Source organism: Bifidobacterium sp. SO1 (genome assembly GCF_018555335.1).
In the GTDB taxonomy this organism is placed as follows: domain Bacteria; phylum Actinomycetota; class Actinomycetes; order Actinomycetales; family Bifidobacteriaceae; genus Bifidobacterium; species Bifidobacterium simiiventris.
In genome coordinates this window covers 10,978-27,475 of the sequence record NZ_JAFEJR010000012.1, presented here as the reverse complement: position 1 = coordinate 27,475, position 16,498 = coordinate 10,978, and the positions used below count along the sequence as shown (strand labels likewise).

Here is a 16,498-nt window from a genome sequence, read left to right as displayed (position 1 = left end):
GGTGATGATTGATCTTGACGGCGTGCCGGAAACGGACCCGCAGGCGGAGTTGCTGCGGGAACTGGATCGGCTTATGGGCGAACGATACCGGTTGGATGCGGAGGCGCGTGCGGAGCTGGTGCCCGTATTACGCGAGTACGCGCGCCTGTCGCGTGACCTGCATCGTCGTCTGGCGACGATTCGTTCCAATGAGATCGACCGTTTCGACCGGACGGTTGAAGAGATCGGAAACGAGACGGGCATCGTATCCGAACTGCCGGTGGAACCGGATCGGACGATCGGCCGCGACTGGGAGCTGATGGACGAAATCGACTCCCTTGAACTGACATTGCTCGGCCGGGCGGAGGACTGCGAGCTGCTGGTGGCGAGCATCAGCGAACGGCAGGATACGCCGTTGGAGCCGGGGGAGAAGCGTGCCCTGCATCGGCGGCTCCTATACGAGAAGCTGGCCGAAGCGAACCAGCGGTGCGGACAGTTGCGCGACGAGTACGGGAGGCGACGCCGAGACCTTCTTCACGCCGGCCACGATCTCGATCTGAACCTCCAAGCGCTCACCTCACTCAAACAGGTCGCGGAAGACTACCGGGACGCACGACAGAAGAAGGAACGATTGGAACGGGAACTCAAGGAAACGGAGGAATCATGACTGACAGGACAAAGGGCATTCGCATTCCGATCGCCATCACGCGGAGAACGTTCATCGCCTGTCTCATGATCGCCTTTCTCGGCGTATTCGTCATGCGCACGAAACCAATGATCGCACCGTTGGCCGCATACATGCCGATCATCGGCTGGATCATAGCCGTACTCGGATGTTTGGGATTCGCGGTAAGCGGCACCCTGTTGACCGTCGCCATACTCAACGACGATCCAACCGACGACAGGCCGGACGGCAAACCGGAGGGAGTCATCGGCACGGCACGGGAAATCAAAAGAGACAAGGAGGAATCCATCATGGATTCGAAGCGGAGCATCATCCTCACCCGTCCGCAGGCCGAACAACTCCTCAATCCAACGGACTGTGAGCGCCTGTTCACGGAATGCTCGGAGGCGACCTGTTTGGAGAACGCGATCGTCAGACGACAGACCTTGCAGAACGCACTCGACCTGCTCAAACAGTCACGACAGAAATACGCCTCCTGCTGGGACTGCCCACAACACAAGGAGACGCTGGAGGCGTACGACCGGCTGATCGGCCGACTGGATGACGCCTGCGGTCAGGCCGCCCACACGGTTGACGACATGATGGGATATCCGGCATGAGCCACACCACCCGACGCATCCGCATCATCTGCCTGACCGTACTGGCGCTCGCCGTCATACTGCCGGTGCTGTTTTGTTTCCGCCATCCGATCGGCGTATGGCTGGCCGATTACGGGCATGGGCTGCCGTTGATCCTGTTGTGTTCGATCACCGGCGGACCGTTGCTGTTCCTCGTGATGTTCGCGTTCCTCTGGCTGATCAACATCGTGGAGGATGATACGACGGGCGTGGAGCTGGTACTTCACACGCTCGGCATTCTCATGGCCGGCGGACTGGTCTTCGGGTGGTGGCTGCTGGCGAGACTGGCCGACTGGGCTGGTACGCCATGGTCGTGGGCGTTCCTGATCGGCATTCCGCTGCTGGAATGTCGACTGATGATCCGACTGATGGAGAACGCGCCCGGCGTGCGACATGAGCCGGAGGATGATCTGCTTTCATGGCGGGATCGGCTCGCGAATCAGATCATCCGATTCGCCAAGGATCATATCGCCATCGACCGGGACGAATCGAAGGAGACGGATGATGGATGCTGACGGCGAACAAATGATCAGAGCGCTCAAAGATAGCGTGCTCGCATTGAAACGGTTGGCAGTCACCATATTGCTGGGCGGCGGTCTGATTCTCTTCCTGTTTCTTTGTCCCGCATCATGGTGGGTGTGGCTGCTGCGTGGTATCGCGATCGGTTTGACTGTTCGCCCGCTGGTTGACATCACGTTGGATTACATGCGGGCGGGCCGGGCGATCGAACGATTGCTGGCGTCGCGTGGCGGCGCGGACGCATTCGCCCAAGTGTTCGGCAAGGAGGATGAATCATGACCGTCGAAGAGGAGAAGTTCCAGCACGAGTATCTGAACCGGTTCCATTACGCGGATCGGACGGACGACGGGTATGGTCCCGATTCGCCGCGCATCGGCGACAAGGGGTTCGCCGTCACGTATTCGGTCATGGATTCGATGCGGAGCATTCCGTTCACCGTCGAGGTCGAGCCGACGACCGGATTGCCCGCTTTGCATACGAATACGGGCGAGTGGATGGGATTGTTCGACTTCGCCGTCAGCCCGTCGCGAGAGTTGTATCTGCACGAACGCGCTCACGGCACCGCCGTCACCTACAGCAACGGCGTGGACGAATGCGCCGATCTCACACCACCCTATGAAGGAATCGAAACCGTCATGTGGAAGCATGGCCGTCTCTACACGGCAGATGGCGAGCGACCCGTCACAGGGGATGATGATGCGTTCGATCTGACGGATGCGCTTATCCGGCTCGACTACGAGCCAGTCAAGGGGAAAATTAAACATGAGCAGATCATCTGACAGGTATGCGTTCGATACGGCCGTCCGTACGGCGTTGGATGCGCTGAATCTCACACTGGAGACGGCCGACCCGTTGACTCGAGCGGATTTGCTGCTTTCGGCGCAGTCTCAGATCGGCGCGGCGATGAAACAACTTGTCATAGAAGGAGAGGATCAACGATGATGGATGATAATCAGGCGAGAATGTTCTTCTGCGATGGTGTGGATGAACGCTATTCGCTCGTCGCCGACCCGGCGTTGCAGGATGCAAGCAAGTTGTGGCGTGAATGGCTGGAAGCTCATGACCGGCAGGTCGCACAGAGATTGTTGGATCGACGGCTTCCCGATACGCCCGGCCTGTGGCGTGACGTGGACGGCGGCACATGGCTCGCATGGTATGACGTGCGAGACGGACTGCTCGCACGATCACTGGATACGGAGGACGGCGACACGTTCGTCATCCGCGACTGGCGGCCGGAGGATTCGACGCCGTTCACGCCGCTCGCCTTGCTGGCGACCGACGTTGTTTCGGACGACATGTACCGTCCCGGCCTGTTCCGCGACAAGGACGGGAACATCTGGCGGCAGATCCGACGGGACGACGGCGTGTATGAGGCACGCCTGATCGCCTACAAGTACGGCTGGCAGTGGGGCGATTTGGATGATCCATCCGATTGCGGTCAGTTCACGCTCATGCGACTTGACGACGTAGGATGGTCGCAAGCGAAACAATGGTGAGGATCGTTGGGATTCCAATGGTTTTCTAATTGTCCGGTTGTTTTGGATGCTTACGACAACTCCGGTGTCCGATCCGTCGAAAAACATCCAGCAAAGGAGACGATCATTGCTTGGAATCGAAGCAATCTGACAACTACCGGAGCGCGGATACGGTTTGGCCGGCAGAACCCGAGGAGTTTCCAAGGTTTCCGCCGGCCAAACTGTAAAAGATCAAGTCAATGCGACGACGAGAATCGAAGCGACACACAAGACTGCGGCGACCGTGATCACGCCAACCCATACTGGCGTCCTATTCTCGTCGGAGAACAGACTGCAGGCGGCGATCACATCCAATGCGAGTCCGATCACGCCGAACACGCTCACCCTATCCCACAAGGGGATGAGTGCGAAGAACGCGGCGATCACAGCGAGAATGATACCTGCCGTGGCGAAACCCCGGCTCATGTCGTTCGGTCGTTTCGGAGGCAATGGTTCCGGTATCGGCATCGGCTGCATGGGCATGGGCGGTTGATTCGGATACGGTGGTTGCGGCATCGGCATCATGATGCGTCTCCTTTCCGTCAGTGATCCCAGCGTATACCATTCGGATCGGATGGGCGGGTCATCATCCAAATCCACACGATGAAATCGGCTATGACGATCAGACCGCCGATCGTCATCAACATGAGATACAAGCCGGAATTCGAGAACACGGCACCATCGTAGGAGATCATGTTGCCGACGAACCCGAACAAGCCGATCATGGTGGGGATCATGGCGACCAAGCCGACGCCGTAATATGCGGCGTACCATATGCCCGACATGTTCGCATCATGCAAGCGACGGACGCTGATCGAAATGGTCGGCACGAGAATCGCCAACTGCCAGAGTACTGAGATGAACGGTATCCAACATGTCGTCAATGAGATGAGCGTGACGAACAGGTACGCGTACCAGAATTCGCTTCGGCTCGCTCGACCTTTGAACTGCACGTAGCCGGTGAAGAAGCGGCTGATCGCGTCACTGAATGAACAGTTGTATAGCGGTAGCCGCACAGGTTGCGGCATGTACGGGGCAGCATACTGCGCGTATGGACTGTTTGGGGATTGTGTCGGCTGCTGGTACTGATATCCCGATTGAGTAGGATCGTAACCGGGATATGGTGATTGCGCCGGCCCGGTCGGCGTATACGGTTGCTGAGGCCCATAGTACGGTTGCTGTGACTGCGTGCCCGTATTCGTATACGGTTGCTGCTGGTAGCTGTTCTGAGTTGTAGTTGTATACGGTTGCGATTGCCCGTAGGGTTGGCCGGCCTGTGGATATTCCGATCGCGGCGAATAGCCGTTATTCATCGGCGGAACCGGTTGAGACGGTGCTTCGGACGGTGTGGTCGGTTGTTGCATGTAACCGTATCTGGTAGACGATTGTCCGTACGATGATGCCGGCTGACTGTTGTTCCCGACAGGTTCCGTTGCTGACGGAATCGGTGTCTGTGCTTGTGGATCGGAACCATACTGTTGATCGTCCATGCTGGTTCTCCTTTCGTTAAATGATTCGGCGAATTGAATACACGCCGTTGTATACGCCGATTCCGGTGATCTGCGTTCCCTGATACGGGTTCAACGCGTTCACAACCAATCCGTTGCCCAAGTAGATACCGGAATGGGAACCGTTAGCGATGATGTCACCCGGCTGCGCCTCCGCCAATGAGCCGACTGGACTGCCGATGGACAGTTGCGAATATGAGGCGTGGGGGATGCTGAGTCCGAATTGGGAGTACACGTATTGGACGAATCCGCTGCAGTCCCAGCCGGCGGGCGTGTTGCCGCCGTACGCGTACGGGTATCCGACGTATTGGCTTGCCAGTGCGGCGATCTTTTCCCCATTGGGGTTGGATGTGAGCTTGGTGCGGGTGTCGGATCGGCTGACTTCGGTTTGGGTTTCCCGCATGGATTCGGCTGCTGCGGCTCGAGCCTCTGCTTCAGCTTCGGCTTGGGCTTTGGCGGCTTGTTCCTTGGCGATCCGATCTTGTTTTTCCTTCGTGCTTTCGGTTTTCGGCACGTTGAGTTTTTCGATGCCGCCCCAATCACCGTCCGTATTGTCTACGTGAGTGCTTTCGGTCAAATGCAGTTTGCGCACCTTGCCGACGGAGGGGAAGGTGCGGCTGCTGCTGACGATGCCGTCCCCGTCATTGGTGTCGGCTAATGCGGGGACGGCTGTAAGTCCGGTGAGCAGGATGAGGGTGAGTCCGATGAGGGGGAGGCGTTTACTCAATGGTGTCATCCTCATGCTTCCTGTTCCGACGGCGGACGAGGATCACGCCGATACCGGCGGCGACGAGCATGAGCAGACTGACAGTGACGGCCGCGATGCTGCTGCCGGTTGATGCGATCTTGGACGGCTGGTCGACCGGCTTTCGAACCAGTTGGACGGGTTCATTGCCATCCGCTGTTTCGGCTTGAATCTTGGCATCGGTCTTCTGATTGTCTTCGGTTGGTGTGGATGTCGGCTCGTCCGTCTTGCCGGTATTCGTCTTATCATCATCCGTCTTCCCGTTGGAGGCCGTGGGCTTCCATGTGGCGGTGATGGTCAGATCGGAATGGATCGGCTGCAACGGGTCGAACGGTTTGCCATCCGACTGCCAGCCGGCGAACTCATGATCCTTGAGCGTGGGGGCGGATGGGATCATGTGCGCGGTTTCCCCGTCTTCGGCGTACAGGGTCATCGGCTGGTCGAATCCGTTGACGGTGATCGTATGCACCGGCTTGCTGGTGAACGTCCATCCGGCGACGAGCTTCCTGTGCTCGTCCATGATCCGGTAAGTGACTTTGCCTTCCGTCCGCTTGTAGTCGGCGGGCCACTTGTCGGGCAGATTGGACAGGAGCAGCATATCCGGATCATCCACATGATACAGGTAGCGTGATGCGGACAGGCCGCTGATCGGCTGACCGTTCTCGGTGACGGTCACGTCTTTCAATCCGGTGCTCGTGTTGCGTTGAGCGAATGACCATGTGACGGATTTGTCGCCTTTGGTGAGAGTGATCCGCTGATAGGGTTGGAAAATGACGCCCATCATGACCGGTTCGATCACAACGTTCGGAGTCCAACCGGCCGGAATGTTGACACGCACCTGATGCGGGTCACCGTCCACGATCCAACCACCACTCTTCGTCGGGTCGAATCCTTCGATCGGCTTGCCGTTCAACGTGGCTTTCACCGATTTCAATCCGTCATCCGTACCGGTGGTACTGGTCCAGTATGCGCCATCCGATTCGGTCGGCAAGGTCTGACCGGGGCATGAGGCGAGCGTCTTCGCCATAGCATCATGTTCGGCCTTGTCTACGGTCAGCTTGTACTTCGCCTTGACGGCGATCTGACGGGCCACATACAGGCAGTCATAAGCCGGGTTCCCCTTGGGGAACAAACCGTTGCCTTTGGACGGCAGCCATTCGGCTGCATCCTTCTCACCATGCGACCGGTTCATGCTGCTGTCCACGGCTATCAGCTCCAACGGGTCGTTCGCGAACGCGTCACGCTGCTCCTGCGACCATGCGCTCGCGCCGGAATCCCACGCCTCACTACGGGCGACCACATGCTCGATGTCCACGGAACTGCCGTCACCCTTGTGGTAGGTGATCGTCTGACCGGAATACGGGTCGTTCTTCAACTCACCGTACTGGACATCACCATCTGAGCCGATTTTGATGGTTTTCGGATCGAAGTCACGCCGGTAGATCGCATCCCACTGGTCGGCCTTCGAACCCAAGTCGGGACGTTTCTTCGGATATTTGAAACTCGACTGGGAATAGCCTGCAACATCCGTCTGCTTCGGGGTGACGGTCAATGTCTTCAACACGGTCACGGCATCCTCGCGAGCCGGCGTATCCGCCTGCACTGTTTGGATGAACGGTGCGACCAGTAGGCCGACTGCGAGGAGTGAAGCGACCGTCGCACGTTTGATTTGACTGTTGGACATGATGAAACTCTCCTATGACTCTTCTCTCCGAGTTCAGCCGCGCTGATTGTAGTCGGCGGCCAGCAGGTTCATCGCCTTCAATAGCTTGTACATGTAAACGAACGGGCCGACGATGATGAACGACCCCAGTATGTTCCACAGCCAGAAATCAGCCGCACCGAACGAATAGCCGATCCGACGAGAAGCCAGTTCGGTGCCGATGCGATCGCTCAGCTTGTGATACCAGACGAGCCAGCCGATTCCGAGGGTCAGCCAGCCGATGAGGAAGAACATGAGACAATAATGCATGGTTTTCTTCCCGTCGCGGCGTGTGGCGATCAGGTTGATGGTCGTGCTGATCTCGCTCATCTGCCAAATATCGTAGATGCCGAACGTGATCAAACCCAACAGAATGTATTTGAGCAGGCCACGTTTCGTGCTCAACGCGCCATGAGCCGCATACTGAGGTTGAGGTTGGGGAGTCGGCTGCATCGGCTGGAATGGCTGCTGCGGCTGACTGCCACTGTTGATGTTGACGTTGACCGTCGGAGTCGGATTGGACATGATCGATCGTTCCTTCTTCCAGAATTAATGGGTTTTCAACCGGCTATAAGACGGTTCGTATAACCGGCAAGAGTGTTCAACGCGGGAACCAGCCCACACGCCAGCAGGAACAGCACCGCCACGATGGCGATGATGAGTATGCTGACGGTAATACCACCGACCGTAAGCTGGAATGAACGGGATCTGTTCTCATGACGTTTGAGCAGGATGATCGAACAGACGACGCTGACCGCCAATCCTACCGGAGGGCAGAACACTGCCGATAGTAGGGCCAGAATCCCATACAACCACGGTTCATGACCCTCGTACGCGTACTCCATGTACGCTTGCCCGTACGTGTTCCGTCCGGTTTCTGCGGTGGACTGCCGTTTGACAGTCGGTTGGAAGCTGACCGGTTGGATCATGTTCCGTCCGCTTGTGGGAGGCGGTGGCGGCAAGAGTTTTTCCGAGGATTCCATGAGGTTCCTATCCGATAAGATCCCGTTTATGTGAACGGTTCCACTTTAACAAGAAAAACGGGGCTGTCATGAGACGGAAGAAAACAAAATCCGTCTCGACAACCCCGTTCCTCTCGATCAGAAGATCAGTAGTGGACGTACTCCAACTGCGACGCCTGATCCTTATCCAAATCACGGCTGAACGGTCCGACCTGACCGTTCACATTCGCTTCGCTGATCGTGATCGACCCATCAGCGTGAACCTTCTCGACCACACCGACATGACCATACGTCGCATCCGCACCATACTGGCCGGCTTTGAACACCACCGCGTCACCGACTCGGGGAGTGGAATCAACCCAATACCCCAAGCTACGTGCACTGGCAGGCCAATTCTGCGCGTTGCCGAACCGGCTACCGGTCGGCAACCCGAGTTCCGCTCTACGCTTGTACGCCCACCATGTGCATTGACCGTACGGGTATGAGTTACCCGAATCGCCGGTCGTATGATCAGGATTGAACTTAGCAGGCGTCTGACCAAGATCACGGCCGTTGATCAACGATTTGACCACCGGATTCGACGCCTTCAACAAGGTGAGCTTCGAAGTGTCCACCTCATCGGACGAACCCCATGAACCATCATTCGAATCCGATTGAACCAACGGTTCACGTTGCGCGTCTCGAGATGCGGCCTGACTGTCCGACGAGGCGGTCAACGCGGAACGGGTGATCGCCGTGGACGAGTCAAACGGGGTTGCGGACGCCTGCTGCGTGGACGGAAGAAACAAGGACATGGCACACCCCGTCAACATCAAAGACGCCAACAAGGTGAGCGACATTCGCCGTTGAAACACGCGACGGCGACGCAGTTGAACACGAGTGGGAGCAGCCTTATGCGATGCCAATTCAACCTCAATCCAGAAAACGCGGGTATGCGATCATGTCATCGAAACGATAGGAGCCGCCGCTCATCCGTCGAAGCAACGGCGCGTGCTTGGTGACGATCTTGTTCTTGAACAAGCCGCCTCGGGTCATCCATGTCACGTTGATGACTCGACCCGTCTCGTTTTCCAGTTCACCTTTCGCAATGACCTGTTCATGGCCTTGCGCGGTTTGACGGCCGGCTGGAAGGAACGTGAAGCCGACGTGTTGGCCTTTGCGTATCCGGCATTGTATGAGTTCGTTGTCCATGAAGATGTTTATTGTCTGCGCCAATGTTCGCTCCTTGGTTGTTCCCGTTTCGGCTTCTCGACATCGCTGAAGAGGATCATTTTCCATTGTCGTGCGGTGAGACGCGGATAACGGGGTTGGTTTGGTAAACCATTGCGGTTGCTGGGATTGGGGGACATGTTTCCACAACTCCTTGTTTCTTTTCTGACATAAATCTACATAAGATCCATTATCGGAGATAACCTCAATAGTGGGGGACTTCACACGATGACCCCCTCATACCTGAATATCGGCGCGCCTTCTACGACCCAAAGACAGTTATCCGGAGCGTAACCTTTAGAGTTGTCGATCCGAACGAGCTTTTTACCAACTTCATAGCCGTGAGACACTGACCATTCCTTGAAACTCAACCAATCATTCGACCATTCATCACAAACATCAAAGGGAACCGTCTTGCAGTTATCCCGAACCCGATACCGATGACGCATAGTCTTCCAAACCCCGTACAAGTTATGGAATTCAGACTCCGGGACACTGTCCAGATGTTTGGCCTTCCGATGCGCCATGAGAACACGTCTCATGCAACCACAGCTCAACGTACGACCGCTTTTCAAGGTGGACAGACGATACGTCTTGACGGTGCCGCAGATGCATTTGCAACGGACCAGACGATTGCCCTTTTCGTCTCGACCTGCATCCTCTATAACGGTCAGATATCCGTAATCGCCGGTCATCGGAGGCAGTTCTATAGGATTGAGGTGCTCTTGAGTCATGCTGGCATTGTCCAACATACTCCTGACGTCATCGTACAGCTTCTTATATGGAAGAGAAAAGAATCTGCTCCATTCCGCACAGGTTTTGATTTCGCCCTGATACATGATATAGAGGTTATTCCGCTTGTTGTTCGAGTTCTCCATCGGAGTTACCCACCGGCAGTTTTCCGGAGTGTAGTCGTGCTCATTGTTAATCCGGTCGATGGTCAGATCATCGGTATAGCCGTGGTCTAATGCCCAATCTCTGAACGGCTCCCACTGTTTCCACTCGTCGCATACCGAAATTCCCCGGCCTCCGTATGAAGAGTAATACTGTGCTTTGGGATTGGAACAGCGGACGTTCATCTTATTCCATATTTGGTATAGGCGTCTGTTGTCCGAATCCTTACCAGAGTCACCATGCGTGGCGTGGGTCTGCTTGGCAGCTTTGGCTCGCATACAGCCACAGCTTTGCGTGTTTCCGTTTGTGATGGACGACATTCTGACAATGATGGTGTTACCGCAGTCACAACGGCATTTGACCATTGTCTGATTGTGCTTGTTTTTCCCTTCGATGGCAAGGATGGTTAGATGGTTAATTTTCTTGCCGACGAGTTCTTTCGACTTGTATCGATGTGTTGTTCTTTTCGGAGCGGTACCGTCTCGTCGTGCCCGATCGGCCTTGTTCCTCGCTTCTTTGACAAGGCAACCGCAGCTTCGAGTATTCCCTCCTTTCAAGTTGCCTGTGATTACCGTTATCAGTTTCCCGCACTCGCATTCGCATAAAACGGATGCCTCGCTTGTCTTAGTGCCGGGAATCATCTTCAGTACGGTCAATTTGCCGAATTTCTGTCCGACAAGGTTTTCTTGCGCGAAACCTCTTGCGCCCATATGGTCTTTCCTTTGGGGGAACGGTCACGTCAAACTGCCGATGCCAGTGGTTTTAGATTGCCGAGGCTCTGACGTGTCCCAAAACATTTCGGATTAGTGAAACGATGGTCATTGCAGATGATCCACCGATATGGGTATGCCCGTTAGCGTTGCTTCCCCGATGCGCCGGGGCATGCCCTGTATTTTGATGTGAGGAATGAAAGCGACCTGTGGGTCAGAATTCCGGTTCGGATCCGTTGTCTTCAGCGTTGCCCATAGGGGTTGAAGCTGTCGTGGTTACGGGTGTCGCAGCTTGTGCCGGTTGGGTGAGTTGGTTTTGTGGACGTCCCCAAATGTCGGTTGCCGACTGGCCCTGTTGCATGGCTTGCTGTGAGTAGCCGCTGTTCAGTTGGCCGAACTGATCCGCCTGTTGAAAATTGTTGTACTGCTGTTGGGTCTGATACGCGTTCTGTTGTGGTGTGAAATTGCCGTTCTGGGGTCGGTTGCCAGCGAATCCGCTGTTTGGGGTTTGGATGCGGTTGATTTGCGCGGTGGCCCACATGAGGCTTGGCCCGAGGTCGTGGACGATGAGTTGGATGCTGCTTCGGTTGTTGCCTTGTTTGTCGGTGTATGAGCGTTGTTCGAGTTCACCGGTGACGATGACCCGGTTGCCTTTGCTGACGGTTTGGATGATGTGTTGGGCGAGGTCTCCCCATGCGACGCAGTTCATGAAGACGGTTCCTGCGTCGCTCATGTTGCCGGCTTGTTTGTTCCAGCGTCGTTTGGTGGAGGCTACGGTGAAGGATGCGCCGTATGAGCCTCCGGTGTTGAGTTCTTGGATGTCTCGGGTGATGTTGCCTGTGATGGTTGTGGTGATTTCTCCGCTCAAGGGAGTGTGCTCCTGTCGTTGGGGATCATTTGTTATGTGGACTTTTCCAGTATAACTTATTTTGTGTCGCGAGGGTTCCGCGTTTCGCGCGGTCAGGCGGGGAAAACAAGTGGCCTCATCCTCCACGAAAAGAAGGATGAGGCCACTCTCTAGCTATGCGAACCGTGTCCGGCTGTCAGTCGTTGTTCCGGCGTTTGCCCACGATCAACGCCATGAGGCCGGCGACGGCCAGTGAGAACAAGGCGAGAATCTGCGAGATGATCCCGGAACCGGTGTTCGACAAGGTTTGGGTCTTGTCCTGCTTCACCGTTTGGGTCTTATCCTTCTTGGTTGGATTCTCCTTCCGACTGCCAACATCATTCGTCTTAGGCGAATCCTTGCCTCCAGCCAACTGCTTCCAACCGGCCGTCAACGTGACATCCGAAGACACCGGCAACGCAGTATCATACGGTTGCCCGTTCAACAGCCAACCGGTGAACTTGTAACCCTTACGGGTGGGAGTTGATGGCACGTTCAACAGGTCGCCGTCATTGACGCTCATGGTTGAGGTCAGACCGTCATGCCCGTAATTCAACGTCACGGTATGCTTCACCACAGGTGTCGGCTCCGGGTTGACAGCCTTCCATTGGGCGGTGACCGTCAGATCACCGGTGACCGGCGTGGTGAAATCATACGGTTGACCGTTCAACATCCATCCTGTGAACCGGTAGCCGGTTCGAGTGGGATCGGCTGGTTTGACCACTGGTTTCCCACTAGTGATCTTCTGGATGGTCGGCTGGCTGCCGTTCGCCGGGTCGAAGGTCACGGTGTGGATTGTGGTCTTGTTCTGCTCCCATGTGGCGGTGATCGTCAGATCGGAGGTGATTGGAGTGGTGAAATCGTATGGTTTGCCGGTGACGACCCAGCCGGTGAACGTGTAACCGTCACGTGTCGGGGCAGTTGGTTCCTTCAACGTACTACCGTCGTTCACACTGATGAGGGTGTCCGTGGTGCCGTTGCCGTATTGGATAGTGACCGTATGCTGTTTGACAGCGTTCCGCTCCCATCCTGCCGTCAACGTGAGATCGCCCGTAATCGGCTTGGTGAAATCATAGGGTTTGCCATCCAGCAACCATCCGGTGAACTTGTAGCCGTCGCGGGTCGGGTCGGCAGGTTTCGTGACCGTCTTGCCCTGCTCCACGGTGACGGTCGTCGGCTTTCCACCGTCAGCCGCGTTGAACGTGACGGTGTGCGCGACGGGTTTCGGAGTGTCCGTCTTCGACCATCCTGCAGTGAGCGTCAGGTCACCTGTAACCGGCTTGGTGAAATCGTATGGTTTACCGTCGAGCAGCCATCCGGTGAACGTGTAGCCTTCTCGGGTCGGATCCTTCGGTTTCGCGACCGTCTTGCCTTGCTCCACACTGACCGTTGATGGTTTCGCCCCGTCAGCAGTGTCGAACGTGACCGTATGCGTGACGGGCTTCGGGGTTTCGTTCTTCTCCCATACGGCCGTCAACGTGAGGTTTCCGGTGACCGGAGTAGTGAAATCATACGTTCTGCCGTTCGCCTGCCAGCCTTGGAACGTGTAGCCGCTGCGCGTCGGATCAGCCGGTTTCACAGCCGTTTTACCGTTCTCCACCAATGTCGTGGCCGGGGTAGACCCGTCCATACTGTCGAACGTGACCGTCCACGATTTCACGGCGACCGGCTCCCATTTGGCCGTCAATGTGAGGTTCCGGGTGACCGGGGCCGTGAAGTCGTACGGTTGACCGTCCAGCAGCCAGCCGGTGAACGTGTAACCTTCACGTGTCGGATCAGTTGGCTTCGTGATCGGCATTCCGGCTTTGACCGTCACCGGTTTCAACGTGCTTCCGCCGTTCGGGTCGAATGTGACCGTGTACGAGTCGGGCGCGTTCTCCTTCCAGCCGGCCGTCAGCATGATACTCCGGGTGACGGGCGTGGACAGGTTATAAGTCTTGCCGTCGAGCAGCCAGCCGGTGAACGTGTAGCCGGGTTTCGTCGGATTCGCGGGAACCCCGATCGTATCACCTTCCGTAACGGTCTGCGATGCGATGTGACTGCCGCCCACGGTGTCGAACGTGACCGTATACGTGGCGGGCGTCCGCTTCTCCCACACGGCTGTCAACGTGAGGTTCCCCGTGACCGGCGTGGTGAAATCATATGTTTTGCCACCTGACTGCCATTCCTTGAACGTGAACCCGTCACGGGTCGGGGTCGCCGGTCGGGTGACGGACTGTCCGTCGGTGACGGTCACGCTCGAGGTGAGATTATCATGCGCGTAGTCGAACAGGACGGTGTGTTCGACGGGCGGATTCTCACGCCAGCCGGCCGTCAACGTGAGATCACCGGTGACCGGGGTGTTGAAATCGTATGCTTTCCCGTTCAACAGCCAGCCGGTGAACGTGTACCCTTTGCGCGTGGGTGCGGAGGGGATGAGCACGGTGCCCTTATCCTCGACCGTCTGATCGGGAACGGTGCTGCCGCCCGCCGAGTCGAAGCGGATCGTATGCGTGACCGGAGTGGGTGGCAGATTCTCCTCCCACACGGCCGTCAATGTGAGGTTTCCGGTGACCGGCTTGGTGAAATCGTAGGCGACTCCCCCAATCTGCCAGCCTTTGAACGTGTACCCGTCGCGCGCCGGATCAGCCGGCTTGGATACCGTATTCCCCTCCAACACCTTCTGTGATGGAACGGCGGACCCTTGTCCGGTGTCGAACATGACCGTGTATTCGATCGGATTACGCTTCCACGAGGCCGTCAACGTCAGATCGGTGGTCACCGGACGGGTGAAATCATACGCCTTCCCGTCCAACAGCCAGCCTTGGAACATGTACCCGTCACGGGATGGCGTACGCGAGGAGACGGTTCCGCCATCGGCGACGGTCACCGTCTCACGCCTCCCGTCATACCCGTGGTCGAACGTGACCGTATGAGTTACCGGGACGACCGGTTCGAACCGGTAAGTGACCGACAATCCCCCGCCGTACACTTTGAAACCGATCCCAGAATCCAATGGCGTGCTCGACCATCCGGAGGGAATGTTCTCCAACGACACGGATTTCGTACCCGCCGGCACCGTGAACGTTCCACCGTTCACCGGATCAAAACCCGACACTTTGGACCCGTCAGGCAGGACGGCGGTCACGTTCTTCAAATCGTTCTTCGAATACTCGTGTACTTCAATGAACCGCCATGTCACTACGACGGAACCGTCTGGGCTGACGATACGCCATTGCAAGGTTCCATCCAAATGCTGTTTCGTCCAACCGGATGGAATACCGGACAAGGCAACCGTCGCACCTTCCGATACCGGCCATTCGCCCGAAATGGTCGGATTGAATCCGTTGACGGGACGACCGTTCGCCGTGGCCGTCACGTTCTTCAGATCATTCTGCGAGTATTTCGGGGTTTCCTTGTTGAACAGGTAGGTGCGGCTGATCTTTCCGTCGGGACTGGAGATCACATACTTCAACTGGGTGTCAGTAATGGTGGGAGTGACTTTCCACCCGTTTGGAATGTTTTCCAATTGGATGCGGGTCGTGTTCGCCGGAACGGTCCATGTTCCACCCTGATAGTCGAAATTGTTGATCTTCGCCCCCGTGTCGGTTAAAGCGACCAGTTTCGACAGTTGGGAGAGCGAATACGTCCACTTGTAGTCATTCGAACGGTAGAACATCATGTCGATGGTTCTGCCTGTTGACGTGTGAATGATGAACCCCATACGATCCGGATTGGTGATGCTCGTATCACGTTCATATGTCCAACCGGAAGGCAAATTCGATAAGGTCACATCATGACCATAAGGGATATACCCGCTCTTGTTTTTAGGCTGAAAGCCCGTGACCGGACTTCCGTCGTCAAGCCATGCGGTGATGTTCTCCAGACCGGCGCTCGGATCGGTGGTCGTCGCATCATAGAGGAATGTGTACGTGACTTTCGGCGTGGAGGCGTTCAACGGTTGGACTCGATAATAGTGTCCCCTGTTTCCGTCGAGTTCCCCGGATGTGACGCTCCACGCCGTAGGCATGTTCTCATAGCCGAACAGGTCACCCATTCTCGCGTCGTGGATGGTCACGTCCTTCGTGGTGTCCACTCCAGTTACGCGTTTCCCGTTATGGGTGAGCGTGAAGTCGCGGAGTTCGTCAACGGTATGGGTGATGTCGGTGGCTCCGGTGAACCACCACCGGTATTTGTATCCGTTGCCGACCACCACGTAGAACGCGCTCTGTCTGCCGCTGACGGGATGTTCGCTCATTTCGGTGGTGACCGTCCATCCGGAGGGCAGGTTATGCAGTTCGACCTTGCCGCTGACATTCCATGTAGCGGAATTGACTGCGCCATTAATGGTTGTGCCACCCTGAGTCGGGTCGAAGCTGTTGAATACCGCGCCGTTGACTGTGATGTAAGCGCCGGATGGGGCGGGCAGGGTATTGGCGGCCATCACTGTTTCGCGTGTGGCGGTGTTTGCGGTGGGTTGTTCGGCGTATGAGCTTGCGGTGATCGTCATTGATGTGATCAAGGCGAGCATTCCCGCAGTGATCACGGTTGCCGGTTTCCTCTCCATAAGGTTCTCTACCCTTCCTTGG

18 protein-coding genes are annotated in these 16,498 nt (G+C 56.6%); 7 read left to right on the top strand and 11 right to left on the bottom strand.

The genetic code is table 11. The features are described 5' to 3' along the window. Nucleotide 1 precedes the first annotated feature (1 nt). From JS541_RS09745 to JS541_RS09715, 7 genes are read left to right on the top strand one after another with little or no spacing between them, the layout of a single operon-like run. Nucleotides 2-646: a hypothetical protein gene (locus tag JS541_RS09745; protein ID WP_214374271.1), complete on the top strand. Its 645-nt coding sequence runs from the start codon at nt 2-4 to the stop codon at nt 644-646. Continuing rightward, complete coding sequence (locus JS541_RS09740; RefSeq protein ID WP_214374270.1) at nt 643-1,263, top strand: hypothetical protein; 621 nt, start codon at nt 643-645, stop codon at nt 1,261-1,263. The genes JS541_RS09745 and JS541_RS09740 overlap by 4 nt, the downstream gene beginning before the upstream one ends. After that, nucleotides 1,260-1,796 (top strand): hypothetical protein, encoded by a 537-nt coding sequence (locus JS541_RS09735; RefSeq protein ID WP_214374269.1) that lies wholly within the window; start codon nt 1,260-1,262, stop codon nt 1,794-1,796. The genes JS541_RS09740 and JS541_RS09735 overlap by 4 nt, the downstream gene beginning before the upstream one ends. Continuing rightward, nucleotides 1,783-2,079 (top strand): hypothetical protein, encoded by a 297-nt coding sequence (locus JS541_RS09730; RefSeq protein WP_214374268.1) that lies wholly within the window; start codon nt 1,783-1,785, stop codon nt 2,077-2,079. The genes JS541_RS09735 and JS541_RS09730 overlap by 14 nt, the downstream gene beginning before the upstream one ends. Then, on the top strand, nt 2,076-2,579 hold the full coding sequence (locus JS541_RS09725; protein ID WP_214374267.1) for a hypothetical protein: 504 nt from the start codon (nt 2,076-2,078) through the stop codon (nt 2,577-2,579). Before JS541_RS09730 ends, JS541_RS09725 begins: the two co-directional genes overlap by 4 nt. Further along, a complete protein-coding gene (locus JS541_RS09720; RefSeq protein ID WP_214374266.1) occupies nt 2,563-2,742 on the top strand; it encodes a hypothetical protein in 180 nt (59 codons plus the stop codon). The genes JS541_RS09725 and JS541_RS09720 overlap by 17 nt, the downstream gene beginning before the upstream one ends. Beyond that, nucleotides 2,739-3,296: a hypothetical protein gene (locus JS541_RS09715; RefSeq protein WP_214374265.1), complete on the top strand. Its 558-nt coding sequence runs from the start codon at nt 2,739-2,741 to the stop codon at nt 3,294-3,296. Before JS541_RS09720 ends, JS541_RS09715 begins: the two co-directional genes overlap by 4 nt. A 210-nt stretch (nt 3,297-3,506) precedes the next feature. Here JS541_RS09715 and JS541_RS09710 read toward each other — a convergent pair whose 3' ends face one another. From JS541_RS09710 to JS541_RS09660, 11 genes are all read right to left on the bottom strand, one after another. Beyond that, nucleotides 3,507-3,839, bottom strand: a complete 333-nt coding sequence (locus JS541_RS09710) for a hypothetical protein (RefSeq protein ID WP_214374264.1) — start codon at nt 3,837-3,839, stop codon at nt 3,507-3,509. A 17-nt stretch (nt 3,840-3,856) separates the two neighbouring features. After that, nucleotides 3,857-4,342, bottom strand: coding sequence for a DUF805 domain-containing protein (locus tag JS541_RS09705; protein WP_214374263.1), 486 nt, complete (start codon nt 4,340-4,342; stop codon nt 3,857-3,859). Between the two features lie 478 nt (nt 4,343-4,820). Further along, the gene (locus JS541_RS09700) at nt 4,821-5,549 is read right to left on the bottom strand and encodes a C40 family peptidase (protein ID WP_240539318.1); all 729 of its coding nucleotides are present in this window, start codon (nt 5,547-5,549) and stop codon (nt 4,821-4,823) included. Beyond that, nucleotides 5,542-7,251, bottom strand: a complete 1,710-nt coding sequence (locus JS541_RS09695; protein WP_214374261.1) for an HNH endonuclease family protein — start codon at nt 7,249-7,251, stop codon at nt 5,542-5,544. The genes JS541_RS09700 and JS541_RS09695 overlap by 8 nt, the downstream gene beginning before the upstream one ends. Nucleotides 7,252-7,284: 33 nt before the next feature. After that, nucleotides 7,285-7,722, bottom strand: coding sequence for a DUF4234 domain-containing protein (locus tag JS541_RS09690; protein WP_346428305.1), 438 nt, complete (start codon nt 7,720-7,722; stop codon nt 7,285-7,287). Nucleotides 7,723-7,829: 107 nt separating this feature from the next. After that, nucleotides 7,830-8,198, bottom strand: coding sequence for a hypothetical protein (locus tag JS541_RS09685; protein ID WP_214374259.1), 369 nt, complete (start codon nt 8,196-8,198; stop codon nt 7,830-7,832). A gap of 179 nt (nt 8,199-8,377) precedes the next feature. Continuing rightward, on the bottom strand, nt 8,378-9,025 hold the full coding sequence (locus tag JS541_RS09680) for a CHAP domain-containing protein (RefSeq protein ID WP_240539317.1): 648 nt from the start codon (nt 9,023-9,025) through the stop codon (nt 8,378-8,380). Nucleotides 9,026-9,143: 118 nt separating this feature from the next. After that, nucleotides 9,144-9,665 (bottom strand): hypothetical protein, encoded by a 522-nt coding sequence (locus JS541_RS14845; protein ID WP_240539316.1) that lies wholly within the window; start codon nt 9,663-9,665, stop codon nt 9,144-9,146. Then, nucleotides 9,662-11,044, bottom strand: a complete 1,383-nt coding sequence (locus JS541_RS09670; protein WP_214374257.1) for a hypothetical protein — start codon at nt 11,042-11,044, stop codon at nt 9,662-9,664. Before JS541_RS09670 ends, JS541_RS14845 begins: the two co-directional genes overlap by 4 nt. Nucleotides 11,045-11,258: 214 nt before the next feature. Next, on the bottom strand, nt 11,259-11,912 hold the full coding sequence (ssb, locus tag JS541_RS09665) for a single-stranded DNA-binding protein (protein WP_214374256.1): 654 nt from the start codon (nt 11,910-11,912) through the stop codon (nt 11,259-11,261). Nucleotides 11,913-12,087: 175 nt separating this feature from the next. Next, complete coding sequence (locus JS541_RS09660) at nt 12,088-16,476, bottom strand: InlB B-repeat-containing protein (RefSeq protein ID WP_214374255.1); 4,389 nt, start codon at nt 16,474-16,476, stop codon at nt 12,088-12,090. Nucleotides 16,477-16,498 lie beyond the last annotated feature (22 nt).